The organism is Nocardiopsis sp. iso_238, assembly GCF_056173325.1.
In genome coordinates this window covers 6124535-6150424 of the sequence record NZ_CM149668.1, presented here as the reverse complement: position 1 = coordinate 6150424, position 25890 = coordinate 6124535, and the positions used below count along the sequence as shown (strand labels likewise).

Sequence of the window (25890 nt, the reverse complement as noted above, 5' to 3'; positions counted from 1 at the left end):
GATGGGTTCAGAAAGGTGAGTCGTCCTTCAGTTCCAACCACCACGGGTGCTCGTTCGCCCACTCCACCAAGTGGGCCACACCCTCGCGCAGCCCGGTGTCGCACCGGGCTCCGATGAGCGTCCGGAGTTTGGTGGTGTCCGGAACGCGGCGCCCCAGGTCCTGATAGGTGTCGCCGAAGTCCTTGCCGGTGTCCACCGACGTGATCCCCACCCCGGTGCCGGACAGCTCCACGACGAGCTCCACGGCCTCCTGGACCGTCAGCTCCGTGGAGTTGCCCACGTTGAAGCACTCGCCGGAGGCGGCTTCGCTCGCGCCGATGCGGACGGTGGCCTCGACCGCGTCCCGCACGGACGTGAACGTGCGCGTCTGCTTGCCCTCGTCGTACACGACCGGCGGGAGGTTGTTGAGACAGCGGTGGACGGTCCGGCTGATGAGGAAGGCGGGGCGCTGACGGGGTCCGTACAGGTTGAAGTAGCGGACGATGGACGCGTCCAGCCCGTGCTGGCGGACGAACGCGAAGGTGAGGTGCTCGGCGAGGGCCTTGCTGGAGGAGTAGCTCCACCGGTTGACGGACGTGCTGCCCAGGACGCGTGCGGCGTCCTCGGTCCAGGGGACCGAGGGATTCATGCCCGACACCTCGCTGGTGCTGGCCAGGACGAGCCTGGCGTCCATCTTCGACGCCCGCTCCAGGACGTTCCTGGTACCGGTGAAGTTCGTGTCGATGACGTCGAGGGGTTCGGCGAGGTAGCGGTCGACGCCGACGACGGCGGCCAGGTGGTAGACGACGTCGACGTCCTTGGTGATCACCGGTTCCAGTTCCGCGGGATTGCGTATGTCACCGGTCACGAACCGGGCGGGCACCCGGCGCCTGGCCGCTTGGGCCGCCCGCCCTCCGGTGTCGAAAACGGTCACGTCGTCGCCCTGGGCGATCAACTGGTCGACCAGGTGGCTTCCGACGAACCCTCGCCCTCCGGTCACGACTACACGTGCCATCGCGTCTACCGTCCGATCCCGAGATAGGTGTATCCGAGAGACCACAGGTGGTCGATGGTCTCCCGGGTGAAATAGGCGCGCCCGTCCAGCACGACGCAGTGTGGGGCCGTGTGGTCGCGCAACGAAGCGAAGTCGATCGAGGCGAACTCGCTGTGCCAGGCCGTGACGGCGACGCAGTCAGCGTCGCGCACGGCCTCTTCCGGGGTGCGGCAGAGCGGGAGGCCGAACACCCGCTCGGCGTCCCCGTCGCTCACGAGGGGGTCGTGGAGAGCCACGTCGACTCCGCGGTCCCGCAGTTCCCGGACCAGTGGGGCCACGGGAGTGGACCGTAGGTCCCCCGTGTCGTTCTTGAAGGCCAGGCCGAGGACCGCGACCCGCGAATCCGAGGGCTTCCGGCCCGCCGCCTCCAACGCGGAGACGATGACCTCCGCCGTGTGCCGGGGCATGCCGTCGTTCACGGCGCGCGCGGTGGCGACGGTGGTGAGATCGACGCCGTGGTCCTTGGCGGTGCTCCACACCATCCACGGGTCCTTGGTGAGACAGGAGCCGCCGACGCCGACGCTGGGCAACAGCACGTTCACGTTGCCGCCCCCCTTGGGCAGCCTGTTGGCGGCCTCAGCCACTTCCAGCGTGTCCACGCCGAAGCGGGAGCAGACGAGCGCGAGCTCGTTGGCGAACGCGAGGTTGTGGTCGATCCACCAGTTGCTGGCGATCTTGATCATCTCGGCGGTCTCCAAGGAGGAACACGAGGTGGTCTCGACCCCCAGCACCGTGCGCCAGAAGACCTCCGCGGCCTCCGTGCTGTGGTTGTCGGATCCACCCACCACGACCGGGAGCGTGTTGAGCTCCCGAAGCGCGGCCCCCTGGGACAGGCGCTCGGGTGAGAAGACGACGCCGAAGTCCTCGCCGCAGGTGAGGCCACTGCTCTCCAGGATCGGGATGACCAGGTTCCGGGTCGTCCCCGGCGGAACGGTGCTCTTGAAGATCAGAAGCTGCCCTTTGCGCAGGTGCTGCCCCAGCTCCTTGCAGGCGCTCCTGAGCTGCGTGTCGATGAACGTGCCGGACCCGTCCACCGGCGTTCCCACGACCACGATCACCACGTCCGTCGACGAGACCGCGGCATGGTCGGTGGTGAACCTCAGGGTGGGTAGGTCCCGACAGCTCTCCAGGAGTTCGGCGATCCCGGGCTCCTGGAAGCGGCAGACGCCCTGGCTCAGCTCGCTCACCAGCTCCGCGTTGATGTCCACACCGACGACGTCGACGCCCCTGTGCGCGAGGGCCAGCGAGACGCAGGAGCCCACGTGCCCGAGACCAATGACTGAAACCCGGGATTTTTCCCTCTCACGCAGGAAACGCATATTCGCTCCATTCGAGATTTCTGGTTGGGCGCACTGGTTCCTCGTCCTCGCCATCAAAGCTGTGGTTTTCTTGTCAAGTGCGGCGGCGCATGGAATGAATATTCACGCTGGCGCTGCCAGTGAAAGTTTGACGGGTCCTGCCGAGCGAATCCAAGCATAGGAGTACGCGCTCCGAGCGGCCAGGGCAATAGGCATTGCTGCTCTGTGAGGTGGGCCTTGACGGAAGCGGGCACTTGTCGTGCCCATAAAGCATGCAGGTCCCCTGGAACCCTCGCACCTCTGAGGAACTCCACAACCGTCGGATGCTCGCCGCCACCCTGTTCGAGACCGGAAAGCACCTACGCCGTCCCGCGCCTGGCGGATGCCGGACCCCCTGGCAGGTTCCCGCCGTGCGGGCCGAGGAGCGGGCCGAAGAGGTCGTCGCCCCCTGGCGTCCCCGGTGCGGTCGCGGTCGGAGGAGGAAACACCGCGGTTCGGGGCGGCCGTTCCCTGGGCGCGGTGCGGGCGCGTGAGCTGGTCGATCGGGCGTGGTCCACTCGCGCCCAGATACGCGCCCGAGCCGGATCCGGTCGGGACGCCGTGGTCACACCTGGGAGCTGTTCCGCCGAACCGGGCGTTCAGAAGCCCGGGCGGCTTTGAGGAGGTGATGCGATCCTGACTGCGCTCGGTCGTGCCGCAGTCGGGTTGCTGCGCGGATTCATCCGATCAGTCAGATCGGGCGCCGCCCCCCATTCCGGCAAACTCCTATTCGGAACCCAGTAGCAGGGTGTTCGCATTCGCGGGACACCATACGAGGGAGGTTTTCCGGGCGTTGCGCATCGGTTGGGGGCCGCGGTGTCGGTCCGGGGCGGTCTTCGGCCCCCTTCCGGGGCGGATTTCAGGGTGCCCCCATTTCGGTGCCGACCGGCGTGACCCGGGGATTCGTGGCCGCCAGCGTGCGAGGTGTCTCGCCAGCGAGACACCTCGCACGCTGGCGGCCGCATGCCGACTCCAGACGTGTTCAGCCGGCCCTGGCATCGTGCATGGCGGTCCAGAGCGTCGCTCTCGTGTCCCGCAGCCAGGCGCAGGCGTGTTCGCGCGTCTCGAACCGGGGGAGAGCGCGGTCGTCGGCGACCGGTGTGTCGTCGGATTCGGTGTCGGACGCACCGACCAGGACGCGGGAGGCGCGGGACGCGGCCGAGCGGTAGTGCTCGGCCAGCTGCTTCAGCCAGCGAGTCCGGTTCTCCTCGGGATCACTGGCCAAAGAGGCTTCCCGGGCGTACAACTTCAGGTAGCGCCGCATACTCACCCGGCCGGGACCGCTCTCGTACAGGAGATTGTGATCGGCGAGCCTGACCAGGTGATGGTCGGCGTCGGCCACGTCGGCCCGCAGAACCGCCGAGACCGCCTGGGTGTCGAGAACCTCCGCGTTGGAGAGTCCCACGGCTCGGAACACGAGCGCGGTGTCCGCTGGCAGGAGCCTGTAGGACCAGGAGATCTGATCGGACGCGAACGACTGGTCGTGCCCTTCGGAGAGTAGACGGTCGAGCATGGCCGTGTCCTTCTGTTGGGAAGAGGACACGGCGCGGGCAAGGCGCTCCGCGAGGGCGTGGAGGGGGAGGGGAATCCTGCTGTGGGAGCGACACAGCTCCATGATTTCCGACGAGTCGGGCATGCGCGGAGGTCGGAGGGGATTCTGTTCGGAGAGCGCCCTGGACACCGACTGGAGAACCATGAGCGCGGCGTCCTCGTTGGCGAGGGGGCCGAGCGTTATTCGCTGGGCGCCGTCCCGTATAGCCAGATTGGTCATTCTGGTGCGACTGGTTACGATGACCCCGCATTGGGGGGATCCGGGGAGCAGGGTGCGGACCTGCTCCTCCGACGCGGCGTTGTCCAACATGATCAGGATCCGCTTGGACGAGGTCAGGCTCCGGAACAGTCCGGAGAGGCGCTCGGGCGGCAGGGACCCCGGGGCGCGCTCGCCGAGCCCGAAGAGCAGATCGCCCAGGGCCTGGTCGGAGGTGAGCGGCGGACCCGAGGCAGAGGCGCCTCGGAGGTCGACGTAGAGCTGCCCGTCCGGGAAGGAGGAGGAGATCTCGTGTGCGAAGCGCACCGCCAAGGCGGACTTTCCCGTGCCTGGTGGGCCGTCGATGTGCAGGAACATCGACTTGCGCCGACAGACGGGGTTCTCCGCGAGGGAGTGGAGCGCCTTCAGCTCGGCTTCCCGGCCGACGAGCACGGGGGTGACGCGGGGGAGCTGGAAGGGTGTGGTGGGAGAAGGGCGTGCGGGGGGCTGGTGCGTGCTTTCGGGGAGAGCGACGCATTCCCCGCGGAGTATCTTCAGGTACTTTTTCTGGAGGTCCGGATTGGGTTCGATACCGAGGTGACGGACCAGGTCCTCGCGAAGGGACTGGAACTCCATGAGCGCCTCCGACCTGCGACCCGCCAGGTAGTAGGCCGTGATGAGGAGTCCGCGCAGCTGCTCCCGCAGGGGGTGCTGTCTGGCGAACCTCGACAGGCCGTGCACGGCTTCCTGGTACCGGGAGGTAGCGATGAGCAGGGTGTACCGCTCCTCCAGGGCGGATCGGTGGAGTTCCTCCAGGCGGTGGCGCTCCATCTCCGGGAAGGGACCGGGCACACCGACCAGCGGGCTGTCGACCCACCGCTGGAGGGCGCGGTCGTAGGCGCTGAGGAGATGGTCGGCTGATGCGGTGGTGCGCAGCTTGGCCTGTTCGAGGCAGGACTCGAACAGGTGTGTGTCGATGTTGTCGGTGTCGAGGTTCATCCGGTAGCCCAGCCCGTCGAACTCCAGTGCTTCGCTCGGGCTCCGGGGTTCCCGTTCGGGCTCCAGGGCCCGCCTGATCCTGGCCACGTAGGTGTGTATACTGCTGGTCACGGAGTGTGGCGGGCTGTCCCCCCAGACAGCATCGATGATCTCCTCGCGGCTCACTGTTTTGTTGGCCTGTGAAGCCAGGAAGCTCAGGAAGGCTCGCTGTCGAGCGCCACCAACGTCGGGGTTCTTCCCGTTCACGGACAGGGCCACCCGACCGAAGAGGTGGACGCGTACATCTCTACCCATTTTTACCCCGGTGCTCTCTTCTGGGTGTGGACGCTCGGTCAGTCAAACGTTGCGCAAAGCAATCAGACCAACTCCTGCCAAAGCCCGTCTGATTTTGCGTTATGGCAAGATATCCCAGTTCTAGCCAAAATAAAGGTGGATTGTCCTAGTATGATCCGTTTTGTCACCTCGGCTTAAGTGACGGTTTGGAAACACGGGGCGCATCGGACTAATTCAGTTGCGGTGCGCGGTATCGGCGTGGCGTTGGGTGATGGCCTCGATGTCGGTGGCGATCCGGTTGGGCGTGGGCGCGGACTCCATTTGTGCGCGCAGACGGTAGGCGGCCGAGGTGTAGGCGGGGTCCCTGAGGATGGCCCGCACGGCGCGGGGCACGGTCTCACCGTCGGCCCGCTCCGGAGGCACGTGCACACCCCCTCCTTCGGCTTCCAGTGCCCGGGCCGGGAGGACGTTGTCGAACCAGGTCGGTACGACGACCTGCGGAACGCCCAGCGACGTGGTGCAGAGGAAGGTCCCCCACCCGCCGTGGTTGATGACGGCGGAGCAGGTTTCCGCGAGGGCGTGCAGGGGTGCGAATTCCACGGGGCGGACGTTGGGGGGTAGGGGGCCCAGGCGTTCGCGTTCGGTGCGGGGCAGGGTCGCGATGATCTCGGCGTCCAGATCGGCCAGGCCGTCCAGGATGTCGGCCACGGGCAGGGAGTAGCCGCCCTGGCGTTCTGTGGCGGAGGTGCCCAGGGTGAGGCAGACGCGGGTGCGTTCGGGTGGGGTGCGCAGCCATGCGGGCAGGGTGGAGCGGCCGTTGTAGGGGATGTAGCGCATGGGTTCGTAGCGCACCTGGGCCGGTTCGGGCAGGCGCAGGGCGCTGGGTAGGTAGTCGATCGTGAAGTACCCGCTCGTCATCCGCTCGGTGAACCGCGTTCCGGCGGCACGCGCTCGCTGCTCCAGCCAGTCGCGCAACAGATCCTCCTGCTCTGCGGGGGGCTGTTCCCCGATGAGGCGGCGCAGGTGGCCGCGCATGAGCGCGAAGATGTCGGCGCCCCACAGCAGGCGCGCGTGCACGGCGCCGACGGCCTCGGCCGCGATCGGCGCCGCGAAGCTCAGCGGCTCCCAGATGACCAGGTCCGGCCTCCATTGCCGACACAGGTCCACCAGGTCGTCCGCCATCGGGTCGTTGATGATCTTCCACCACCAGAGAAACGCCTGGCGGTGGCCGTTCCTGACGTAGTCCCACGTGATCTCCCCCGGTGGGAGGGCGGCGCCGCGGACGAAGGGAACCTTGTCCTCTCCTTGACCGGACACCGAATAGGCCCGCATGATGCGCCAGAAGTTGTGGTCGCGTCCGACCGGGACCGAGGGCAGACCGGTGTCGGATGCCGTGGGCATCAGATCGGGTTGGCTGGCTACCCTCACCTCATGGCCCGCCGCACGCAGCGCCCAACCGAGCGGAACCATGCCGAGGAAATGCGGTTTCTCCGCGACTGTGGCCAGGAGTATGCGCATGCTGTTGCCCTTCGAAGGGAGGCGGCGTTGATTTCCCGTGAAGGTACACGCGGAGAATAGGCCACGATGACGGAAACCCCGCGGAGTGTTCCGCGCAGGGGCCCGTGCGGGGCGCCGGTACGGATCCGCCGGTACGGATTCGGCGGTACACGGTCGCGGAGTAGACCACCGACTCGAATATCCGCGGTCGCGGCGGTCGACTCGCCCTGGAAAGGGTGCGACACAAGAATTAGGGAGCCCTGGTGAGAGTCCTCATAGTCTCCGTGGCGGAGAAAACGAACTTCCTGAACATGGTTCCGCTCGGTTGGGCACTCCGTGCGGCGGGCCATGAGGTGAGGGTAGCCAGCCAACCCGATCTGATGCCCACGGCATCCGACACCGGTCTGCCCTCGGTCCCGGTCGGACGCGACCACAACTTCTGGCGCATCATGCGCATGTTCCGGGCCCCGGGGGCGACCGACAGCGAAGTACCCCTCTTCCGCCAGACGGTGGGTCCCCTGAAGGAAATCGGCTGGGAACGCCTCAGAAACGGCTACCGGGAGGTTGTGCCCTGGTGGTGGCGCACCGTCAACGACCCGATGGTGAACGACCTGGTGGACCTGTGTCGGCAATGGAGGCCGGACCTGGTGATCTGGGAGCCCATCGCCCTGGCGGCGCCGATCGCGGCCGAGGCGGTCGGCGTCGTGCACGCGCGTTTCCTGTGGGGTGTGGACCTGTTGGGGGCCATGCGCTCCCGCTACCTCCAGGTCATGGAGCAACAGCCCCCGGGCGAGCGCGAGGACCCGCTCGCCGACTGGTTGGGCTCACACGCGCGCAGGCTCGGCGGAGACTTCACCGAGCGGATGACGAGCGGGTACTTCACGATCGACTACCTACCCAGCGCCCTGCGCCTGCCCGAACCGGCCCAGGTGCGCTACGAACCCATGCGCTACATCCCCTACAACGGCCGCTCCACCCTGCCCGCATGGCTGCGCACCCCACCCGAACGCACCCGCGTCTGCCTCACCCTGGGCACCTCCGCCACAGAACGCCAGGGCGGCTACTCCCTGCCCGTGGCCGACATCCTGGACGGCCTGGCCGATCTCGACGCCGAGATCATCGCGACCCTGCCCCGCACCGAACGCGAACGCCTGGGCCCCCTACCCCCCAACGTCCGCCCCGTGGAATTCGCACCCCTGCACGCCCTCGCGGAAACCTGCTCCGCCGTCATCAACCACGGCGGCGCGGGCACAGTCCTTTCCATGCTCGACCATGGTGTCCCCCAGGTGATCGTGCCCCGGATGCAGTTCGACGAGAAGCTCCTGGCGGCCGGGGTCGGCCGGGCGGGCGCGGCCCGGGTCCTGACCGGTACCGAGGTGGGCGCCGCCGAGGTCCGTACCGCTCTCGACGAGGTCCTCACCGAGCCCGGCCACGCACTCGGCGCGGCCGAGGCCCAACGCGCCATGCGCGCACTCCCCTCGCCCAACGAGATGGTCGAGACACTCGCGGGGATCGTCGCGTGCGGCGGTGGCGCACCGGTCCCGTCGACGCACGCCTCGCACACCGTGGTTTGAACCATTCGCCGGAAACCCCTTTTGTGGAGGCGCCGAAATCGGATAGGAATGGTTCGCCCTGGTCAATGGCGGTGGGCTAAATATTCGGTGTCCGAGCTCTGCTAGGCTGCGCGGATGAAAATGTGGTGCTCGGTTTTCGGGGAGAGGTCATAGTGGAGAAAGTCGTGGAAGTCCTGGGTCTCACTAAGGCCTATCGTGATAAAAAAGTAGTCGACGGCGTGAGTTTCTTCATTTCCCAGGGCGAGGTCTATGGCCTCCTGGGGCCCAACGGTGCAGGTAAGACCACGACGATCTCCATGGTCATGGGCATTCTCGACCGCGATGCAGGGTCAGTGACGATCGGTGGCGCACCCCACGGCCCCACGGAATTGTCGACCAAGGCGCTCATCGGTTTCGTTCCGCAGCAGAACGCCCTGTACGAGGACCTGTCCGTGACCGAGAACCTCCGGTTCTTCGCCGCCCTCTACGGCATCCCCCGTGCGGAGACCGGGCCGCGGGTCGACGAGGTGCTCGCCGCAGTCGGCCTGACCGACCACGCGGACCAGCTCGTGTCGGAGTACTCGGGCGGTATGGCCCGCCGAGCCAACATCGCGGTCGGGCTGCTGAACCGGCCCAAGCTGCTCATCCTCGACGAGCCGACCGCGGGAGTCGACCCCCAGAGCCGCAGCGCCATCCTCGAACGCGTGCGCAAGCTGGCCGACGAGGGAGTCGCGGTCCTCTACACCACGCACTACATGGAGGAGGCCGAGCGGATCTGCGACCGCATCGGCGTGATCGACGGCGGTCTGATGGTCGCGGAGGGCACCCGCCGTGAGCTCGTCGAATCGTTGGGCGAGTTGGACCGGATCGTGCTGGGCCTGGACGGCTCGTCGGCCGATGCCGTTCGCTTCCTCACCCCGCTGCCAGGAGTCCACTCCGCCGCCGCCAACGAGCACGGTGTGGAACTGACGGTGCGCAACGCCTCCGAGCTGTCCCCGCGCATCGTGCGGGAGCTGGCCGAACGCGGACTCGAACTCCGTTCCCTCACCGTGCACGAGCCCGACCTGGAAGCGGTCTTCCTGAGCCTGACCGGCAAGGCACTGAGGGACTGAGGGGCAGATGCGTGTCATAACGATAATCACGGCCAAGGACCTCAGACAACGGCTGAAGGACGGCTCGCTGCTGCTCTTCGGTCTCCTGCTGCCCCTCGGCATGGCGTTCTTCTTCGCCCAGCTCCTGGGCGACACCTCCGACCGGCTCGACATCAGCTACACCGTCGTGGACACGGACCGCGGGGATCTGGGATCCGTCTTCACCGAGGACGTTCTCGGTGCCCTCCAGGACGAGGGCCTCATCTCCTGGGAGACGGCGGCCGACGCCGACGAGGCCGAACGGCTGGTCGATGACGGTGACGTCGACGCCGCCTTCCTCATCCCCGAGGACTTCACCGAGCGGGTCGAGAACGGGGAGAGCGCGTCGATCGAGGTCGTCGGGTCCGCCGACGCCGCCGTCCAGGTCCAGGTCGCCAGGGAGATCGCGGAGTCGTTCGTGGTCGAGACCGGAGTCGCGGGCGCCGCGGTGGGAACCGTCGTGGAGTCCGGTTCGCAGGTCCCCCCGCAGGAACTCGTGGAACGGCTCCAGGCGCAGGACGCCCCCCTGGCCCTGGTCGAGGAGTCGACCTCCGAGTGGCGGGAGCTGGACACCGCCACCTACTACGCGGCCGGCCTGGCCTACTTCTTCCTCTTCTTCGTGGTGATGTCGAGCGTCACCGGCATCCTGGACGAGCGCCGTGACGGTACTCTCGCCCGCCTCCTCGCCGCTCCCATCCAGCGTTCGGCCATCCTCTTCGGCAAGTCCCTGAGCGCCCTCATCGTCGGCATGACGGGACTGCTCGTGCTGGCCTTGGGGTCCGTCCTGCTCCTGGGCGCCTCGTGGGGCCCGCTTCCCGGGGTCATCGCCCTGGTGCTCGCGGGAACGCTGGCCGCAGTGGGGGTCACCGCGCTCGTCACGACCTTCTGCACTTCGTCCGAACAGGCGACGAACCGGATCTCCGTGCTGGCGCTGGGTCTGGGTCTCCTCGGCGGAGGGCTCTTCCCCGTCTCCCATCTCGGCTGGCTTTCGGTACTCAGTTTCGCCACACCCCACCGTTGGTTCCTCCACGGTCTGGCGGAGCTCGCGAGCGGATCCCTCTCAGCGGTTCTCGTCCCGGTCCTGGTCCTGACGGCCATGGCGGCGGTGACGGGAGCACTGTCGCTGCTCAGACTCGGAAGGATGCTGAACGGATGAAGCTCGCCGCGATCGGACTCGTCAACCTGAAACGGGTCTTCAGGACCCGATCCAACATCATCTACATCCTGCTGATCCCCTTCATCATGGTCCTGATGCTCGGCCTGATGTTCGGCGGAGGGGAGGACGGCCAGCGCCTGGGCGTGGTCGAGGAGGGCACCGGAGAGCTCTCCGAACGCCTGGTCGACCGGCTCTCCTCGGGCGATCAACTGAACGCGGTCCCCTACACCGACGAGGACGCCATGCGCCTCGCCGTCGAGCGGGGCGACCTCCAGGCCGGGGTCGTGATCCCCGGCGACTACGACGAGGCGGTGCTGACCGAGGGGGGCGCCGAGGTCGCCTTCGTCGCCAGGGAAGCGGACACGGGAGCGCTCGACCTCGGTACCTGGGCGCGTTCGGTGGTCCGGGACGAGGCCGCCTCGCTCAGGTCCGCGAGCTTCGTCGCCGCCGAGACCGACATCCCCTTCGAGCAGGCGTTGGTCGGGATCGAAGAGGAGGCCGGCTCAGACGAGGCGGTGCGGGTTCGCACCACGGGGGAGGCGGTCTTCCCGCCGGGGATGAACTCCTTCGCGCTGTCCGCTCCGCCGCTCCTGCTGCTGTACACGTTCCTGACCGCCCTCACCACGGCGAGCGCCCTGGTGGGAACCCGGGAGCGGGGCATCGCCCAGCGCATGTACGCGACCCCGACGTCGGCGCGGACGATCCTGCTCGGCGAGATGGCCGGGCGTCTGTTGATCGCCCTGACCCAGGCGCTGGTCATCATGTTCGGCACGTCCCTGGTCTTCGGCGTCAGCTGGGGCGACCCCCTCGGCGCCGCGGCCGTCATGCTCCTGTTCAGCCTCGTCGGCGGAGGCGCGGCACTGCTGCTGGGAGGGATCTGCAGGACGGAGAACGGGGCGGGGTCCCTGGCGCTGTTCTTCGGGCTCGGACTGGGCGTCCTGGGGGGTACCGCCATCCCCCTCGACACCTTCGAGGGGACGATGCGCCAGGTCGCACACCTCACCCCGCACGCGTGGGGCTACGAAGCCTTCTCCGAACTGGTCCGGCACGACGCGGGGATCGGCGACATCCTCCCCCAGCTCGGGGTCCTGGCCGCTTTCGCCGCGGTCCTGCTCACCACAGGCGTCCTGGCCATGCGCCGGGCCATGCTCCGCTGACATGCGAACGCGACTCGGGTGGGGCCGCGCACGGCCCCACCCGAGAGGCCCGGCACGAGCGGACCGGTCTCAGGTGAGCCTGCGGAAGCGGCGCACCGAGAGCCAGAGGAAGAAGGCCGTGGCCGAGGTGACGAGCAGGACCTCCGCGACGACGCCCAGTTTGTGGCCGAACAGGTACATGCCCGGGTTGAACAGCTCGTGGACCGCCGGAGCGGCCGAGACGTGGTCGAAGATCGACTGCCGCATGGGGTCGACCGTGTAGCTGATCGGGTTGAACAGTGTGAGCCGCGCCAGCCAGTCCGGGAGCACCCCCACGGGGAAGAGGGCGCCCGAGAGCATGACCGCCGGCATCACCAGGAGCTGCGAGACGCCGAAGTACGACTGGGTGTTCTGGACCAGCGTGGCCACCCACACCGCGAAGGCGGAGATCGCCAGGGAGCAGAGGAAGGTGAGCAGGACCAACTGCGGGGTCAGGACCGGGTGCAGGGGGACCCCGACGAACCCGCCCAGGCAGATGACCACGGTGCCCTGGGCGGTGGCGAGGATCGCGGTGGACAGGATCTTTCCGAGCGCCAGGGACGCCCGGCTCACCGGGGCCACCAGCATCTCCCTGAGGAAGCCGGAGTCCCGGTCCGCGATCACCGAGGACGCGGAGTACATGGCCGCGATCACGACGGTCATGGTGATGACACCGGGGAACATGGCGGTCGCGAGCCTGACGTCGTCGGGCAGGTTCGGCAGCAGCGCGCCGAAGCCCGCGCTGACCACGAACAGCCAGAGCAGCGACTGGAGGAAGAGGGAGAAGGGCCGCCCCCACTCGTGCAGGGTCCGGATCATCTCGCGCTTGATCATGACGTTGATCGCGCGCAGCCCGTGGGCGTAGCCGTGCGGCGGGAGGAGCCATGCCTCCTCCCGCTCCGTCTGCGCCTTCAGCGCGCTCACGTCGTCTCCCGCTCGTCCATGAGCCCGTCCAGGAAGCCGGCCGCGGCCTGCCAGTCCTCGCGGTCGATCGTGAAGACGGTGAGGTCGCGGTGCCCCGCGCCGTCGGCCACGTATTCGATCAGGGACCCCTCTCTGTGCGCCTTCACCGGCAGGTCCCGGTAGACCCGGGCCTCCTCGTCGACCGTCCACAGGTAGACCTTGCGCACGGGGAACATCGAGAAGGCGTAGTTGACGGTCAGCGCGGCCGTCGCCGCGACGGTCGAGGCATCCGCGGTCGGGGCCAGGTGGATCTCCGCCCGGACGTGACCGCTGGTCAGGTCCAACGTGTGCAGGCCCACGACGCCGACGGTCGTTCCGGTGTCCGGAAGCTCCACCGTGAACTGGGCCGCGTGCGCCTCGGTCCTCTCGGGCAGCAGCTGGGACAGGACGTCGACACTGGGCAGGCCCTCGGGCCCGCCGAGTACCCGGTGCAGCTCTTCGGGGCCCAGGACACGGGACACACGCAGTTCGACACCCGGCACACTGGTGTGGGGTAAAAGCAAGGGGACTCCTCTCGTACGGCCGCTGTCGGGCGGCCTCCGGGTGTACACCGGATCCACATCAACGGGACTCGCACAGCATCGCGCTGATGCTGCGCACATCCTTGAAGCTGGCAGCGCTGATGCGTTCAAGGTTCACCTCGCCGGTGAACTCCCGGTGGATGAAGTTCATGAGGATCGCCGAGTTGAGGGAGTTCAGGACGCCCCACTCGATCAGCGGAGAGTGCTCCCGCAACTCCCCGGCGGGGTCGCCGTCAAGGAACTTCTCCTTGATGAACTCCATGAGCCTGGCGGACACCTCGTCGCGGTTCGGGCCTTCGTTCACGGTGGTCCTCCGTTCGTCGTGACCGCGGCGTCCGTGGACAGCGCGGCGCGGTCGATCTTTCCGTTGCGGTTCAGCGGGAGTCCCCCCACCAGGCGCACCAGATCGGGGACCAGGTGGGGGGCCAGGCGTTCGGCGACGTGGCGCCTGACCGACAGCACGCCGAGGCCGGGCCGGCGCGGGACGACGAAGGCCACCAAGCGCGCGTCGAGGCCGGAACCCGTCCCGACCACCGCCGCCTCCGACACCTGCGGATGCGTGCTGAGCACAGCCTCCACCTCGCCGGGCTCCACACGGTTCCCCCGGATCTTCAGCATGGAGTCGGCCCGGCCGACGAACTCCAGTACCCCGCCGGGCAGGACGCGCACGACGTCTCCCGTCGGGTAGGGGCCGCGGAGCGGCGCGCCCCCCCAGTAGCCGCTCATGAGGGTGGGGCCCTCCACGAACAGTTCACCCTCCTCGCCCGGGGCCGCGAGTCGGCCGTCCGGGAGGCGCACCCACAGGGTGTTCCCACAGCTCGCACGACCGATGGGGACCGCGCGGTCGTGTTCCAGGTCCGCGGGCTCGACCTCGTGGAAGGCGCAGACGTTCGTCTCGGTCGGTCCGTAGAGGTTGAGAAGGCGCGCTCCGGACCACCGGGCCAGCGCCCTGACGCGATCGACGGGGAAGGGCTCTCCGGCGAAGAGGACCGAGCGCAGCGACGGGGGAGGCGGACGGTCCAGCAGGCCCCCGTCGCGCATCATCAGGACCAGCGCCGAGGGAACCGAGTACCAGACGCTGATCTTCTCTCGGTGGAGGAAGTCCACCAGGGCCGCCGGTGTGTGCGCGGACAGTTGCGGAACCATGCTCACGGAGGCCCCGGCCCGGAACGCGGCGTACAGGTCGAGTACCGACAGGTCGAAGCCCAGGGAGGCGTGGTTGGCGAAGACATCGTCCTCCCGGGCGGCCAGCTCGTCGCCTGCCCACGTGACGAAGGCCAGCGCCGCCGAGTGGCTGACCGCCACACCCTTGGGCGCGCCCGTCGAACCCGAGGTGTAGAGCACGTAGGCCAGATCGCCGGGGTCGGGGCTGTGCGCGGTCCGACGCCCGCTCGGCTTCTCGCCCTCGGCGGCGTCGAGGCGGACGAGCCGCGTACCGGGGAGGTCATCCGGGTCGATCGTCCCGTGCAGTTCGGCGGCGGCGATCACGGCGCGTGCCCCGCAGTCACGCGCGATCATGGTGATCCGGCGCCGGGGTGTTCCGGCCGGAGCGGGGACGTAGGCGGCTCCGAGGCGAAGGGCGGCCTGTGTGGCCGCCACCAGGTCCGTGGACTTCTCCGACCACAGGACCACGCGGTCGCCCGGTCGGACCCCCTCCTCAGCGAGGACCTCAGCGAGGACCTCCGCCCGGAGGTCCAGCTCCTCGTAGGTCATCCGACCGTCCGGTGCGGAGACGGCGGTGGCCCCGGGACTGCGCTCGGCGCTTCGCACCACGAGTCCGTCCAGGCTCACAGCCCCAGTCCCTTCGCGATGATCTCCCGCTGGATCTCCGAGGTCCCCGAGAACAACGTGCCGGGCACGGAGTCCCGCAACTGCTGTTCCACGGCGCTTCCGGACAGGTACCCCTCGGCGCCGCGGATCTGCATGGCTGCCACCGAGTTGGCCACCGCCGCCTCGGTGACCGCGAGCTTGGCCGCGGAAGCGGCCGTGTCGGCGGTGTGGTGCTCTCGGTCGAGCAGCCAGCAGGCCCGGTGGAGGAGCAGACGGGCGGACTCGGCCCGCTGATGCATGTCGACGATCCGGTGCGACACGGCCTGGAAGTCGGCCAGCCGGTGGCCGAACTGGCGGCGCTGCCGCGCGTGGGCCACGGCCTCGCGGGTCTGCCGGTTCATCTGACCCAGGTAGACGGCGGGCAGACACGCCCGCTCCCACGTCATCGCTCGCTGGAAGATCGAGGCGCCCTGGCCCTCCGCCCCCATCCGGTGGGAGGCGGGCACACGGCAGTCACGGAACTCCACGGGAGCGGCGGGACACGTACGCAGGCCCACCTTCGAGTGGTCACCTCCGACCTCCACTCCGGTGGTGTGCCTCGGGACCAGGAACGCGGTGGTCCCGAAGGGGCCGCCGTCCTGGTTGGTGCGGGCGTAGACCACGAGGGCGTCGGCGATCGGGGCGTTGCTGACGAACGACTTCGCGCCGTCGATGACGTAGGAGTCCCCGTCCCGTCGGGCCTGGGTGGCCAGATACCCGATGTCGGACCCGGATTCGGCTTCGGTGATGGCGTTGGCCAGCACGATCGAACCGGAGGCGACACCGGGGAGCAGGGACTCCGCGAGGGAGCCCTGGCCGAAGTCCCGGACGACCACCGCCCCGGCCAGGAGGTGGGCGGCGACGGCGAAGGCGAGACCGGTGTCGCCGGACCCCTCGCTGAGTGCCTCCAGGCAGAGCGCGGTGTCCAGGGCGCCCAATCCGGATCCGCCCGCCCCCTCGGGGACACACAGCCCGGCCGCGCCCAGCGCCGCGATCCGGTCCCAGTCCTCTCGGTCGAGAGGAGCGTCCGGAGCCGTCCTCGGCGGACACAGGAGCGCCGCCCCGGCTCGGAGCCCGTCCGTGCGCTCGACCTGTTCCGGAGTGAGATCGAAGTCCACGGCCCTCAGCCCCCGCTCGGCGGTTCGAGGATCTCCACGATCGCGCAGGAGACCGTGACACCCGATCCGATGCCCCCGAGGATCACGTGGTCGCCCGGGTTGACCTCGCCGGTCGTGATGAGGTGGTGGAGGCCGATGAAGGGGTCACTGGCACCGATGTGGCCGATGTTGCGGGCGAAGTCCCATGTGGACTTGGACATCGGCATCGACAGGACCTCCATCCAGCGGTGCTCCAGGTCCTCGGGGCCCAGGCTCGTGAACGCGGCACGGTCCAGGTCCCCGTAGCCGGTCCCCGCCTCGACCATGGTCCGGTTCACGGTCCGGAGCATCTTCTCGTGCAGCTTGAGCCACAGTTCGCTCTCCGTGCCCTGCTCGGCCAGGTACTCGCCGAACCTGTTCTCCCTGGTGGCGAAGTCCACGTGCCCTCCGGCGGTCGGGCCCGGAGGAAAGAGCGGTTCGCCGAAGCGGTGCACCTCCTCCAGATCGGCGAGGACCATCGAGTTCACGGAGAGCACCCGGGCGTACCCGGAGGTGCGGGAGAGCAGCAGGGCGCTGGCGCCGTCGCCGAAGATGGAGGGCGCCGACGTCCAGCGGTCCACCCGTGGCGTCCCGTAGTTGTCCGAGGCCACGATGAGGGCCGAGGGCGCCTCGCCGGGGTCCGCCGCCAGTAGGGGAGCGGCCAGTTCGAGCCCGGCGAAGACGGCGTTGCAGCCCTGGCGGATCTCCAGTGCCAGGGCGTCACGCGTGCCCAGGTGGCGCTGTAGGTAGGACTGCGGGAACCAGCCGTCCGGGCCCTGGTGCCAGGTGTCCGCGTACAGCAGGAGCCTCAGGGCTTCCGGATCGGCGTCTCCGGCGTGGGCCAGTGCCGCCCGGGCCGCTCGCAGCGCCATCTCCGGGGCAGGAAGGTCTCCTGCCACCGCGGCACCGGTCATGTCGCCCTCGTTCTTGCCGACCTCGGGAGGGCACAGGCCGGCGCTGATCGCCGAGTCGACGGTGACGACGTCTGGTACGAACACGCCCAGACCGCTGAGGAAGAGGTCCTTCGTTCGCAAGAGGTGGGTTCGCCTTTCCGGAGGAGTGGGGGTGGTGGGGCAGGCGGGACCTCAGGTGCCCGTGGGGGAGCTGTTGGCGGAGGTTGACCACAGCTTGTGGGCCCGCTCCGTGGCGGCCATGAGAGGGAGCCACTGCCGTGGCACCGGGCGCAGGACGAAGGTCGCGTAGCCCAACGTGTTCCGGTACGAGTCCAACCAGGCTCGCCGGTAGCTGTTGGTCGCCAACAGGATCGAGGGGGTGCTCACCATGGGGGACTGATCCTGGGAGGGCTCGTTCGCCTCGTCCAGGGCCCACCTGGTCAGGCCGTCCACGCAGGCCCAGATGAAGTCGTCCCACTCCTGCTCGGTGCTCTTGTGTCCGTAGATCGGCGCCCAGCCGGAGCCGACGATCGTCTCGACGGTCCCCTCGAAGGTCGTGTGTTCGTCCCGTTCGACATCCAGGACGCGCAGGCACTCCTCGCTCGGCTCCTTCTCCCAGAGGCCCTGACCGATGATCATCGTGCCCGTGGGGTGCAGGTACGGGCGCAGGAACTCCAGCATCTCGGCCAACCCGCCGAAGGCCTCGGAGAGCCCGGTGCAGAGGATGACGTCGAACTTCTCGTCCGGCACGTCCCTGGTGGCGTCACCCACCCGGAAGTCCGTCCGCTCGTCGAGCCCTCTCTGCTTGGCCTCGATCCGGGCCCTCTCGATGAACGACGCCTCCATGTCCACGCCGACGCACGTCGCGTCCGGGCAGAAGTCCAGGAGCGTGAAGATCCAGCTCCCGAGGCCGCAGCCGACGTCGAGCACACGCGGTGCGGTACCGAGGCGCGCGCGGCCCAGAATCCGCCGCACCGACTCGTCGAAGAGGGGGTTCAGGGTCGGGTGGATGTCATGGGTCCGCTTCCACACGGACTCGTTGTCCACGATCTCCGACTGCCAGTCGGACGGTCCTTGCGACATGAGGGTCTCCAAAACTCTGGGTTTTCACGGGGTGTGGTCCGGAACCGTCGTGTCCGAAAGGAGGCGCGTCTCCTCGGCGATCACGGCGAGGGCGGACCTGACCTCGGTCGCCAACGGGCGGTCCTGGGCCAGAGGCGGGCACGCCTCCGACAGGCGCCGCCAGACGCCCTCTGAGGGAACGGGCCGTCCGAGGAGAGCAGCGTATTGAGCGGTGCCCACAGCGAGGGAGCCGATCGCCAACCAGCCCAGCTCAACCGCGTCGGCGACGGCGTTGGCACCGTTGAGCGCCATGGGGACGTGGTCCTGGTTGCCGTTGTTCGTGGGCAGTGCTGTGAGCGACGCGGGGTAGACGAGCTGGCGGATGCGTGAGACGAACGACGTCGCGCTGATCTGCACGCCGGCCAGGCCGCTGTTGTTGCCCGGGGTCGGGGTGAGCATGGGGTTGGCCCGCCCGTTTGTGGTCGGCGCGCACAGGAGCGCCAACTGGCGGTCCGCCAGGTAGGCGATCTGCTGTAGGCACAGTCCGATCTGGTCGGAGGCCAGGGCGACGGGCATGGCGTGGAAGTTGCCGCCGTGCAGGACCTCACCGTCCACGCACACGGGGTTGTCCGTGCAGCCCTGTGCCTCGCGGGCGAGAAACTCGCCCGACGCACCGAGTTGGTCGATGACCGCTCCGACGATCTGGGGCACGCAGCGGATGCTGTAGGGCTCCTGGAGCGGTCGGGAGGTGTCGCGCTCGAACCCCTGCGGGATCTCCTCGCGGACCCAGCGCGCCGCCGTCCGCTGGCCCGCCTGCCCCCGGACGAGGCTGACACCCTCGTGGAAGGCTTCGGGACTGGCCCCCAGGAGGAAGGCGTTACGGCCGGTGAGCATCGCGGTGGCACGTGCCATCCGCATGACTTCCGTCTGGTTGTGGATGCTCTGGGCCAGGCCGACGCTGGTGCCGTTGACGAAGGCGAGCGCCTCGCGCGCCGACCAGGTGACGGGGGCGGCTCCGAGGTCGGCCAGGACCTTCTCCGCCGGACGCGTCCGCCACTCACCGTCCTCGCGTACCCAGGCCTCGCCGCGTCCGGCCAGGGCCAGGGCCGCGTGTGCCAGGGGCTGGAGGTCGCCGCTCGCGCTGACCGAACCGTCACGGGGGATGACGGGGGTGAAACCGCGGTTCCACAGGTCGGCGAGCACCTGCCAGAAGTCGGGGGAGACGGCCGAGTGCCCGCGGCGCATGCTGGACAGGCGCAGCCACACGACGAGTCTGGAGACCTCGGGCGGGACGGGGCGGCCCTGCCCCGAGCCCAGGTGCGCGATCAGACCCGCTCCCTGTTCGACGGACGAGCCGGAGGCGCCGTAGTCCACCAGGGGGCCGAACCCCCGGGTGACGCCGTACACCTCCTCGTCCCGGGCCAGCTTCGCGGCGAGCGTCTCGGCCCCCGCGTTCATCCTCTCCTTGTCCTGGGGGCCGATCTCCAGGCGCGCGTCCCACCCCGCCGAGCGCAGGACCCCGGCGGGGTCGGAGAAGGGCGGAAGATCGGCTTCGCGGCCGTGGGATGTCGGTTGGGGTGTCACGTGTCTTCTCCCAGGATCGTCCTGACAGGGTTCATGTCAGCTTCCGGAGCTTGCCGGTCTCGGATCGGTCAATGCGTTCGACCACGCGAATCCCGCGCGGCCGGACGGGCAGTAGGGAGAGTGCCGCGTCCAGCACGGAAGCGGGAGGCGCACTTCCGGGACCAGCCGCGATGAGCAGCTCGAAGTGCTCTCCCGCCAGTTCGTCGCGCACGGGGACGCATGCCAGGTCCGGGCAGGGCAGTGCCCCGCGCAGCGGTTCCTCCAGGGCGTCGAGGTCCAGCCGGACCCCGTTCACGTTCACCAGTCGCTCGCGCCGCCCGGCGAAGTGGAAGCTCCTGGGGCCGGTGATCCGGACGTGGTCGTCGAGGCGGCACTCACCGGGAGGGCCAGCGCCCTCGGGGAAGGCCAGACGGGGGCTGCGCACGTGCAGGCGGCGGTCCTCGCCCGCGGTGCCGGAGACGAACTCCACGTCTTCGAGAAGGGTCCAGTCCTGGCTCTGCGCGAAGGGGTTCCGCGTGGCCACGCCCCCCGACTCCGTCGAACCGAAGATCTCGGTCAGCACCGCCCGGTCGTGCCCCGCCTGCTCCACCAGCTCCCGGCCGGCGGCCGGGAGGGAGGCGGTGCTGTGGAGGATCGCCAGCCTCTCGGCGGAGCGGATCCAGGCGGGCCGTCGGCGCAGGAGCTGGAACGCCCAGGGGATGGCCATGACGGCCCACCGGCGGTGCGGCCGCTCGGGCGGCATGGAGGCGAACTCGGGGCGGTACCAGACGGGCAGACCCAGCCGGGCGGGGACGAGGACGCTGACCAGGGTCCCGTAGAGGTGGCGCGGGGGGGCGAAGCTGAGGATCGCCTCCGGGGCCTCCCCCCGCACCAGGTCGGCCAGCAGCCCCGCCTCGGCCCACACCTGGGCCCAGGTGCGCTGCCAGGAGTTCCCACCGGGGGACGCGGTCCCGGAGGTACGGAACTCCAGAAGGGGTCCGAGGCCGTCCGCGAGCACCTCCTCGGCGTTCTCTTCCCGGCTCCAGTCCACCGTCCACGCGTCCTTCGTCAGGGCGTCGGAACGCAGTCCCGTTCGGATGAGCTCGCGGGGTTCGAGCTCCTGGTAGGGCATGGGTGTTCCTCCGCCTGTTTCGGACTCGTCGGGGTGGTTGAGGTGGTGCGCGGACAGCCCCTGCGGCCCTGTCTCGCTGGCGGGACACACGGACGCGGCGCGTCCGTTCGGTTCACTCCTGTGTCGGTTCGCCCAGCAGGTCGACGTCCACGCGTTTGCGGAGCGGTTCCCACCAGGCCCTGTTGTCGGCGTACCAGCGGATCGTTTCGCCGAGCCCTTCCTCGAAGGACAGGAGCGGTTCGTAGCCCAGCTCACGGGTGATCTTGGACGAGTCGAGCGAGTACCGCCGGTCGTGCCCCTTGCGGTCCTCCACGTACTCCACTGAGGACCAGCCGGCCCCGAGCGCGTCCAGGAGCGTCTCGGTCATCCGGAGGTTGCTCAGCTCCGTCCTGCCGCCGATGTTGTAGATCTCCCCGGGCACTCCCTGCTCGGCGACGAGCGCGATCCCGCGGCAGTGGTCGTCCACGTGGACCCACTCCCGCACGTACCGCCCGTCCCCGTAGACCGGGACGGTGAGGCCGTCCATCAGGCGGGTGATGAACAGCGGGATCAGCTTCTCGGGGAACTGGTAGGGGCCGTAGTTGTTGGAGCACCGGGTCACGCAGACCGGCAGACCGTAGGTCTGGTGGTAGGCGCGGGCGAAGTGGTCCGAGGCGGCCTTGGAAGCCGCGTACGGGGAGTTCGGAGCGAGCCTCTCGCCCTCGGAGGACGAGCCGTCGGTGACCGAGCCGTACACCTCGTCGGTCGAGACCAGGACCACTTTCTCGACCCCCGCGGCCAGCGCGGCGTCGAGCACGGTGTAGGTCCCGACGACGTTGCTCCTCACGAAATCGTCGCCGTCGGCGATCGAGCGGTCCACGTGGGTCTCGGCCGCGCAGTGCACGACGAGCTGGATTCCCTGGGAGAGCCGTTCCACGAGCGCGCGGTCGCAGACGTCCCCGCGGACGAACTCCAGTCGGGGATCGTCCATGACGGGCGCGAGGCTTGAGAGGTTCCCCGCGTACGTCAGCTTGTCGAGAACGACGATGCTGACCTCGCCCAGGAACGGGTAGGCCTCCGAAAGTGCTTGGCGGACGAAGTGAGAGCCAATGAAACCAGCCCCTCCGGTAACCAGCATTCGCATGAGTATTTACCTTCGCTAAGAGTCGTCCCAGAGTTTGGCAATATTCATTACATACTGACCGTAGGCCGACTGCCGCATCTCCGTGCCCAAGTTGTAGCACGCTTCGGAATCGATAAATCCCATGCGCAGGGCGATCTCCTCGACGCACGCTACTCGGTTTCGCTCCTGCTGCTCCACTGAATGCACGTACTGTGAGGCGGCCAGTAGGGATTCGGGGGTTCCCGTGTCAGCCCATGAGATTCCGGGGGGGAGGACCATAATCGTGGACCTCTTCTCCTCCATATAAGCGATGTTGACGTCGGTGATCTCCACTTCACCGCGTGGGGAGGGCTCCAGGCTCCGGGCGATCTCCGGCGCGTCCTCGTCGTACAGGTAGAGGCCCGTCACGGCGAGATCCGACTTCGGGACCAGGGGTTTCTCCTCCAAGGAGGTGAGGTTTCCCGTGGCGTCGACCTCGGCGATCCCGTACCGGTGGGGGGACGACACGGGGCAGCCGAACAGGACGTTCCCGTCGAGTTTGGCGCGGCCCTCGCTCATGAGGTCCCGCATGTTGGTCCCGTGGAAGAGGTTGTCCCCCAGGATGAGCGCGGAGGGTCGGCCGCCGATGTGCCCCTCACCGAGAACCAGGGCGTCCGCGATGCCGCGGGGTTCGGTCTGCGGCAGGTAGGACAGGTGTATGCCGAAGCGTTCACCGTCTCCGAGGAGTTCGGTGAAGAGCGGGAGGGATTGCGGGGTCGAGATGATCAGGATCTCCCTGATCCCGGCCCACATGAGTGTGGCCAGGGGGTAGTAGATCATCGGCTTGTCGTAGACCGGCAGGAGCTGCTTGGAAATTGATCTGGTGGACGGTAGGAGGCGACTCCCCAAACCGCCTGCCAGGATGATTCCCTTCATTTGGCCTTCCTGGGATGCCTGAGCGGTCGCCAGCCCGGAACGGGATCGGCGAACGGATCGGATTCGACTTTCCCTTGCCCCCGGTATTCGACATGGAGGATTGGGTTCAGGGAGGTATCGGTTCCCCGAGCGAGAGCTTTACATAAATTCCTGCGGGAGTCGCTGTCCATCACGGGGCGACTGAGGTCACCACTCTGATTAACTGGCCGCATTGGGTGCAAGGGGTTTCATCTGCAAGCACTTTTTGGTACCCAGGACCTTCCCCTAGCTGACGAGGAAGCCATCACACCATGCGTGTTCTGATTGCAACGTACGCGGATTCGCCCAGCTTTTCGAGCATGGTGCCCCTGGCTTGGGCACTACGCAACGCCGGCCACGAGGTGCGTGTGGCGAGCCAACCCGCCTTGGTGGAGGACATCGTCACTTCCGGTCTCACCGCCGTTTCCGTGGGTGAGGACCACGAGTTCGGGGCCATGGAGTCCTGGGCGTATGAGGGTGGTGAGTACGCCGAGGAGTACGACGAGGACGAGTTCGACCTTGCGGAGGACCGGTCCGAGGTTCTGACCTGGGACTACCTCAGCAACGGCTTCTCTGAGTCCGTCAACTGGTGGTGGAAGGTGGTCAATGATCCGATGGTCGATGACCTGACGCTGTTCTGCCGTCAGTGGCGTCCGGACCTGGTGCTGTGGGAGCCGGTCTCCTTCGCCGGGGCGGTCGCCGCCGAGGCCGTGGGCGCCGTGCACGGCCGGGTGCTGTGGGGGATGGATCTGCTGGGGCGCATGCGGGGGCGCTTCCTGGACGTGCTGGATGAGCGCGGCCGGGGCGGGGACCCCCTGGCCGAATGGTTGGGTGATCGCGCCCAGCGGGCGGGGGTGGAGTTCTCCGAGCGGATGACGCGCGGGTTCTTCACGGTCGACCCCCTGCCGGAGAGTGTGGGCCTGGGTGCGGTGCCGGGGGTCGATCGTGTCCCGATGCGGTACGTGCCCTACAACGGGTGTGCCGTGGTCCCCGAGTGGCTGCGGGGTGACGGGGACCGCCCGCGGGTGTGCGTGAGCCCCGGATCGGAGCCCGAGCGCATGGGCGGCTACACCATTCCCGTCCCGGAGCTCGTCAGCTGGCTGGGCGAGATCGACGCCGAGGTCCTGGTCGTGATTCCCGAGCGCGTGATCACCCACGTCACCGAGCTCACCGAGGTCCCGGAGAACGTCCGCCTCGTGGACGCGGACACGGTGCCGCTGCACGTCATCCTGCCGCGCTGTTCCGCCCTGGTCAGCCACGGGGCGCCCGACGCGGTCATGGGCGCGCTGGCCAACGGGATCCCCCAGGGGATGTTGCCCCAGCGGTACATCTTCGACTCCCCGCTCCTGGCCAGGACGCTCACGTCCCTGCGAGCCGGGCTGTCGATCGCCTACGAGGACCTGGATGTGGAGCCCGTGCTCGACATGATCCGCAGGCTGCTCACCGATCGCACCCTGGCAGAGGGAGCCCGGCAGGCGCGCGCCCTCATCGAGAAGGAGCCGACCCCGGTCGACGTGGTCGCCGACATCGAGCGCCTGGTGGAGCAGCACGCGGGAAACAGCGCCTGAGCTTGGAAAGTCCGATCGCACCAGCACCCCCATGGCCGTGGAGACCACATGCGCGTGTTGTTTGTTTCGTATGCGGAGAAGACGCATTTCCTGGGGATGGTGCCGTTGGCGTGGGCGCTGCGGTCGGCGGGGCACGAGGTGGTGGTGGCCAGCCAGCCCGAGCTGATGCCCACGGTGGCCGCCACCGGCCTGCCCGCCGTCGCCGTCGGAAACGACCACGTGATGCACGCGGTCAACCAGGCCGTGCGGTCCATGGGAGCCGCATCCGTCCACGGGTTCGACCTCATGGACTCGCGCGAGGAGAGCCTGACCTGGGAACGGCTCCGGGACGGCTACGCGCGGGAGCTTCTGCCCCTGTGGTGGAAGGTGGTCAATGATCCGATGGTGGATGAGCTGACGGTGTTCTGTCGTCAGTGGCGTCCGGACCTGGTGTTGTGGGAGCCGGTGTCCTTCGCGGGGGCGGTGGCCGCTGAGGCGGTGGGGGCGGTGCACGGTCGGGTGTTGTGGGGGATGGATCTGCTGGGGCGGATGCGGGGGCGTTTTCTGGAGGTTTTGGGTGGGCGGGGTCTGGAGGGGGATCCTCTGGCCCGGTGGTTGGGTGATCGTGCTCGGCGGGTGGGGGTGGGGTTCTCCGAGCGGATGACCCGGGGTTTCTTCACTCTGGATCCTCTGCCGGAGGGTGTGGGTCTGGGTGCGGTGGAGGGGGTGGAGCGGGTTCCGGTGCGGTATGTGCCCTACAACGGGCGTGCGGTGGTGCCGGAGTGGTTGCGTGGGGGCAGGGGTGATCGCCCACGCGTGTGTGTGACGTTGGGGACCTCGGCGGTGGAGCGTCTGGGTGGGTACGCGGTGGGGGTGGAGGAGGTGTTGGAGGGTGTTGCGGGTGTGGACGCCGAGGTGGTGGCGGCTCTGCCGGGGTACTCGGGTCGGGTGCCGAGCAATGTGCGGGTGGTGCCCTTCGTGCCCTTGCACGCGTTGGTGCCCGGGTGCGCGGTGTTGGTCAACCACGGTGGTCCGGGGACGTTGCTGACGGGGTTGTCCCACGGCGTCCCCCAAGTCCTCCTGCCGCACGAGCACATGTTCGATGCTCCACTTCTCGCGGACCGCTTCGCGTCGCTGGGCGCGGGTGTGGCGGTCACCGCCGACCGGGTTTCGGGTGCGGTGGTGCGTGCGGGGGTGGAGCGGGTGCTGGCTGAGGGTTCGTTCGCGCGGTCGGCGCGGCGGTTGCGTGGGGAGATGGCGGCGATGCCCTCTCCGGGACGGTTCGCGGCACAGGTCGAGGACCTGGTCGAACACCACGCTGTGTAGGAC

21 protein-coding genes are annotated in these 25890 nt (G+C 68.5%); 6 read left to right on the top strand and 15 right to left on the bottom strand.

Features of this window, described 5'->3' with window-relative positions; genetic code table 11:
- Window positions 1-7: 7 nt before the first annotated feature.
- The 4 genes from AC0VYL_RS27595 to AC0VYL_RS27580 form a co-directional block, all read right to left on the bottom strand.
- The gene (locus AC0VYL_RS27595) at window positions 8-994 is read right to left on the bottom strand and encodes an NAD-dependent epimerase/dehydratase family protein (protein WP_475457406.1); all 987 of its coding nucleotides are present in this window, start codon (window positions 992-994) and stop codon (window positions 8-10) included.
- A 5-nt stretch (window positions 995-999) separates the two neighbouring features.
- Window positions 1000-2352, bottom strand: coding sequence for a nucleotide sugar dehydrogenase (locus tag AC0VYL_RS27590; protein ID WP_475457404.1), 1353 nt, complete (start codon window positions 2350-2352; stop codon window positions 1000-1002).
- 1000 nt (window positions 2353-3352) lie between these two features.
- Window positions 3353-5410: an AfsR/SARP family transcriptional regulator gene (locus AC0VYL_RS27585; protein WP_475481916.1), complete on the bottom strand. Its 2058-nt coding sequence runs from the start codon at window positions 5408-5410 to the stop codon at window positions 3353-3355.
- Between the two features lie 213 nt (window positions 5411-5623).
- Window positions 5624-6907: an activator-dependent family glycosyltransferase gene (locus AC0VYL_RS27580; RefSeq protein WP_475481915.1), complete on the bottom strand. Its 1284-nt coding sequence runs from the start codon at window positions 6905-6907 to the stop codon at window positions 5624-5626.
- Between the two features lie 242 nt (window positions 6908-7149).
- Here AC0VYL_RS27580 and AC0VYL_RS27575 point away from each other — a divergent pair, with 242 nt between their 5' ends.
- From AC0VYL_RS27575 to AC0VYL_RS27560, 4 genes are all read left to right on the top strand, one after another.
- Entirely contained in the window at window positions 7150-8460 is a 1311-nt protein-coding gene (locus AC0VYL_RS27575) for an activator-dependent family glycosyltransferase (protein ID WP_475481914.1), read from the top strand.
- Between the two features lie 218 nt (window positions 8461-8678).
- A complete protein-coding gene (locus AC0VYL_RS27570; protein ID WP_475457396.1) occupies window positions 8679-9551 on the top strand; it encodes an ABC transporter ATP-binding protein in 873 nt (290 codons plus the stop codon).
- Between the two features lie 7 nt (window positions 9552-9558).
- Window positions 9559-10725, top strand: coding sequence for an ABC transporter permease (locus AC0VYL_RS27565; protein WP_475481913.1), 1167 nt, complete (start codon window positions 9559-9561; stop codon window positions 10723-10725).
- Entirely contained in the window at window positions 10722-11882 is a 1161-nt protein-coding gene (locus AC0VYL_RS27560) for an ABC transporter permease (RefSeq protein WP_475481912.1), read from the top strand. The genes AC0VYL_RS27565 and AC0VYL_RS27560 overlap by 4 nt, the downstream gene beginning before the upstream one ends.
- Before the next feature lie 69 nt (window positions 11883-11951).
- On the opposite strand, the gene AC0VYL_RS27555 is transcribed toward AC0VYL_RS27560, so the two are convergent.
- The 11 genes from AC0VYL_RS27555 to rfbA all read right to left on the bottom strand — a co-directional run bounded on the left by AC0VYL_RS27555 (window position 11952) and on the right by rfbA (window position 22996).
- Window positions 11952-12824: an ABC transporter permease gene (locus AC0VYL_RS27555; RefSeq protein WP_475457390.1), complete on the bottom strand. Its 873-nt coding sequence runs from the start codon at window positions 12822-12824 to the stop codon at window positions 11952-11954.
- Window positions 12821-13366 (bottom strand): GNAT family N-acetyltransferase, encoded by a 546-nt coding sequence (locus AC0VYL_RS27550; RefSeq protein ID WP_475481911.1) that lies wholly within the window; start codon window positions 13364-13366, stop codon window positions 12821-12823. The genes AC0VYL_RS27555 and AC0VYL_RS27550 overlap by 4 nt, the downstream gene beginning before the upstream one ends.
- 58 nt (window positions 13367-13424) lie before the next feature.
- Entirely contained in the window at window positions 13425-13688 is a 264-nt protein-coding gene (locus tag AC0VYL_RS27545; protein ID WP_475457386.1) for an acyl carrier protein, read from the bottom strand.
- Window positions 13685-15175: an amino acid adenylation domain-containing protein gene (locus AC0VYL_RS27540; protein WP_475481910.1), complete on the bottom strand. Its 1491-nt coding sequence runs from the start codon at window positions 15173-15175 to the stop codon at window positions 13685-13687. Before AC0VYL_RS27540 ends, AC0VYL_RS27545 begins: the two co-directional genes overlap by 4 nt.
- Window positions 15172-16311 carry an acyl-CoA dehydrogenase family protein gene (locus AC0VYL_RS27535; RefSeq protein WP_475481909.1) on the bottom strand — a complete coding sequence of 380 codons (1140 nt, stop codon included), beginning with the start codon at window positions 16309-16311 and terminating at the stop codon, window positions 15172-15174. The genes AC0VYL_RS27540 and AC0VYL_RS27535 overlap by 4 nt, the downstream gene beginning before the upstream one ends.
- Window positions 16312-16316: 5 nt before the next feature.
- Window positions 16317-17363 (bottom strand): ketoacyl-ACP synthase III family protein, encoded by a 1047-nt coding sequence (locus tag AC0VYL_RS27530; protein WP_475481908.1) that lies wholly within the window; start codon window positions 17361-17363, stop codon window positions 16317-16319.
- Window positions 17364-17414: 51 nt separating this feature from the next.
- Window positions 17415-18305: an SAM-dependent methyltransferase gene (locus AC0VYL_RS27525; RefSeq protein ID WP_475481907.1), complete on the bottom strand. Its 891-nt coding sequence runs from the start codon at window positions 18303-18305 to the stop codon at window positions 17415-17417.
- A 24-nt stretch (window positions 18306-18329) separates the two neighbouring features.
- Window positions 18330-19868, bottom strand: coding sequence for an aromatic amino acid lyase (locus tag AC0VYL_RS27520; RefSeq protein WP_475481906.1), 1539 nt, complete (start codon window positions 19866-19868; stop codon window positions 18330-18332).
- Between the two features lie 31 nt (window positions 19869-19899).
- The gene (locus tag AC0VYL_RS27515) at window positions 19900-20979 is read right to left on the bottom strand and encodes a class I adenylate-forming enzyme family protein (protein WP_475457372.1); all 1080 of its coding nucleotides are present in this window, start codon (window positions 20977-20979) and stop codon (window positions 19900-19902) included.
- A 112-nt stretch (window positions 20980-21091) separates the two neighbouring features.
- Window positions 21092-22102, bottom strand: a complete 1011-nt coding sequence (rfbB, locus tag AC0VYL_RS27510; RefSeq protein ID WP_475481905.1) for a dTDP-glucose 4,6-dehydratase — start codon at window positions 22100-22102, stop codon at window positions 21092-21094.
- A gap of 15 nt (window positions 22103-22117) precedes the next feature.
- Complete coding sequence (gene rfbA, locus AC0VYL_RS27505; protein WP_475457368.1) at window positions 22118-22996, bottom strand: glucose-1-phosphate thymidylyltransferase RfbA; 879 nt, start codon at window positions 22994-22996, stop codon at window positions 22118-22120.
- Window positions 22997-23334: 338 nt separating this feature from the next.
- Here rfbA and AC0VYL_RS27500 point away from each other — a divergent pair, with 338 nt between their 5' ends.
- Window positions 23335-24582, top strand: a complete 1248-nt coding sequence (locus tag AC0VYL_RS27500; RefSeq protein ID WP_475457366.1) for a nucleotide disphospho-sugar-binding domain-containing protein — start codon at window positions 23335-23337, stop codon at window positions 24580-24582.
- Window positions 24583-24630: 48 nt separating this feature from the next.
- Window positions 24631-25887, top strand: a complete 1257-nt coding sequence (locus AC0VYL_RS27495; protein ID WP_475481904.1) for an activator-dependent family glycosyltransferase — start codon at window positions 24631-24633, stop codon at window positions 25885-25887.
- Window positions 25888-25890: the final 3 nt, after the last annotated feature.

Bases quoted from the DNA above. Each gene is read 5' to 3' on its own strand.
- AC0VYL_RS27585 (WP_475481916.1), bottom strand. From the start codon at position 5,410: ATGGGTAGAGATGTACGCGTCCACCTCTTCGGTCGGGTGGCCCTGTCC.
- AC0VYL_RS27515 (WP_475457372.1), bottom strand. From the start codon at position 20,979: ATGCCCTACCAGGAGCTCGAACCCCGCGAGCTCATCCGAACGGGACTG.
- AC0VYL_RS27560 (WP_475481912.1), top strand. From the start codon at position 10,722: ATGAAGCTCGCCGCGATCGGACTCGTCAACCTGAAACGGGTCTTCAGG.
- AC0VYL_RS27595 (WP_475457406.1), bottom strand. From the start codon at position 994: ATGGCACGTGTAGTCGTGACCGGAGGGCGAGGGTTCGTCGGAAGCCAC.
- AC0VYL_RS27525 (WP_475481907.1), bottom strand. From the start codon at position 18,305: ATGTCGCAAGGACCGTCCGACTGGCAGTCGGAGATCGTGGACAACGAG.
- rfbB (WP_475481905.1), bottom strand. From the start codon at position 22,102: ATGCGAATGCTGGTTACCGGAGGGGCTGGTTTCATTGGCTCTCACTTC.
- rfbA (WP_475457368.1), bottom strand. From the start codon at position 22,996: ATGAAGGGAATCATCCTGGCAGGCGGTTTGGGGAGTCGCCTCCTACCG.
- AC0VYL_RS27580 (WP_475481915.1), bottom strand. From the start codon at position 6,907: ATGCGCATACTCCTGGCCACAGTCGCGGAGAAACCGCATTTCCTCGGC.
- AC0VYL_RS27590 (WP_475457404.1), bottom strand. From the start codon at position 2,352: ATGCGTTTCCTGCGTGAGAGGGAAAAATCCCGGGTTTCAGTCATTGGT.
- AC0VYL_RS27495 (WP_475481904.1), top strand. From the start codon at position 24,631: ATGCGCGTGTTGTTTGTTTCGTATGCGGAGAAGACGCATTTCCTGGGG.
- AC0VYL_RS27500 (WP_475457366.1), top strand. From the start codon at position 23,335: ATGGTGCCCCTGGCTTGGGCACTACGCAACGCCGGCCACGAGGTGCGT.
- AC0VYL_RS27565 (WP_475481913.1), top strand. From the start codon at position 9,559: ATGCGTGTCATAACGATAATCACGGCCAAGGACCTCAGACAACGGCTG.